At 62.3% G+C, this 1,616-nt stretch carries 2 protein-coding genes; one reads left to right on the top strand and one right to left on the bottom strand.

Annotated elements, in window-relative coordinates; translation table 11 throughout:
• The coding region (locus ACFV20_RS36810; RefSeq protein ID WP_385665466.1) for an MFS transporter at positions 1-547 on the bottom strand (547 nt) is incomplete at its 3' end.
• A 572-nt stretch (positions 548-1,119) separates the two neighbouring features.
• Between ACFV20_RS36810 and ACFV20_RS36805 the strand changes: the two genes are divergently transcribed.
• Positions 1,120-1,616: FAD-binding oxidoreductase (locus tag ACFV20_RS36805; protein ID WP_385665463.1), on the top strand; the 497-nt coding region annotated here is incomplete at its 3' end.

Raw genomic sequence — 1,616 nt, 5'->3', positions numbered from 1 at the left:
AGCCCCAAGAAAGCAACTGCTCGGATGTCGTGAGCGAGGTCATCAGGATGCACACCAGGGACCCGAGGACGAACCCGCCATAAGACCCCGCTACGGCAACACCGGCGAAGCTTGCGCGTTTGTTCGCCGGGGCGTGCTCGACGACGTAGGTCAAGGCGGAGGTGTACTCACCACCGGCAGCGATGCCCTGCACGAGCCGGCACAACAGCAGCAGCGCCGGGGCGACGATACCCACGGCGCCGTAGCCGGGCAGCACGCCCATGGCGATGGTCGCGGCGCTGATCAAACCGACCGAAGCGATCAGCGACGTCTTGCGGCCCACCTTGTCGGTCAGGCGACCGAAGATGATGGCCCCTACCGGCCGGGACAGGAAGCCCACGGCGAAAACGGCGAACGTCGAAAGCAGGGCGGCGGTGGGGTCGGTCTTGGGGAAAAACAACGCGGCAATCGTGGTTGCGAAGTAGCCGTACAACACAAAGTCGTACCACTCCACTACGTTGCCGATGGTACCGGCGAACAAAGCCTGCCGTCGTGTGCGGGCATCCATGGGGCCTCCTAAAACAGCGTGACGATCCCACCTCCCCATCGAGGGGAACCAGCAGTCACGGATGATTGGTTACGAACGCGGTCCGGATCAATAGATGATTGGACGGTCCAGGATTCTGACTTCCTGGACGAGAGCTGCGCACTGACCTGCTGCGTTCAGCGGCCGAGCGGGCAATGTCACTTCATTTCTGGACGGACCTGATTTTGACGGTCCTCGGAAGAAACCAAAGCGGCGACCTTCCGATTGTGTGGTCCGCAACACAGCTTTGTTGCGTACAACACAAGCTAGAATACTAGGTGGCACATGTCAAGAATGTGTGTCATTCTGTCCACAGCGAATCGTGCTGTGCTGCTCCAGTGCCCGTCCAGTAGGGGCCCGGGACCGTGCCATACGGTGGGGGCCGACCAGTCCCGGCTCCGGCTATCCGTGATGGAGGGATCATTGCCGACGGCCGCCCGATGAGATGACGATGATCGTCCCAGGCGGGCCATGGTTAGGTGCTTCGTCGCCGCAGGGACGAATATTTGAAATGGTGCAGCGCCAAAGGCGGTGCAGGATGGGAAAGGATCCTGATGTCCCATACATCAACAGGCGACTCCGTTGGAGTCCCGACGGTCAATGAGCCGGCAACGTTGTCAGGTAGCCGCCGTCTGGAGCTTGAGCTGGCTGCTGTTCTGGGTGATGATGCGGTGACGACGCGGACCCTGGACCTGTATGCAGGCGCCCACGACGCCTCGCCATATTTGCTTATTCCCAGTATCGTTGCCTCGCCCGGTTCCGCTGAGGACATTGCCGCAATGCTGGGGGTGTGCGGGCGCCGCAACGCTCCCTTGACGTTCCGTTCCGGTGGGACGAGCTTGTCGGGCCAGGCTGTGACGGCCGGAGTCCTCGCTGACACGCGCCGGCATTTCGGTGCCATCGAGGTCTTGGATCACGGCAATTCGGTACGCGTGCAACCGGGGGCAACCGTGCGGGCAGTCAACCAGCGGCTCAGTCGCCATCGACGGGCGCTGGGCCCGGACCCGGCCAGTGAAATCGCATGCACGATCGGCGGGGTCATCGCCAACAA

The organism is Streptomyces sp. NPDC059696, from assembly GCF_042733745.1.
In the GTDB taxonomy this organism is placed as follows: Bacteria; Actinomycetota; Actinomycetes; order Streptomycetales; family Streptomycetaceae; genus Streptomyces.
Note: the sequence above shows the minus strand (reverse complement) of the source record. Positions and strands in the feature narration are given on the sequence as shown.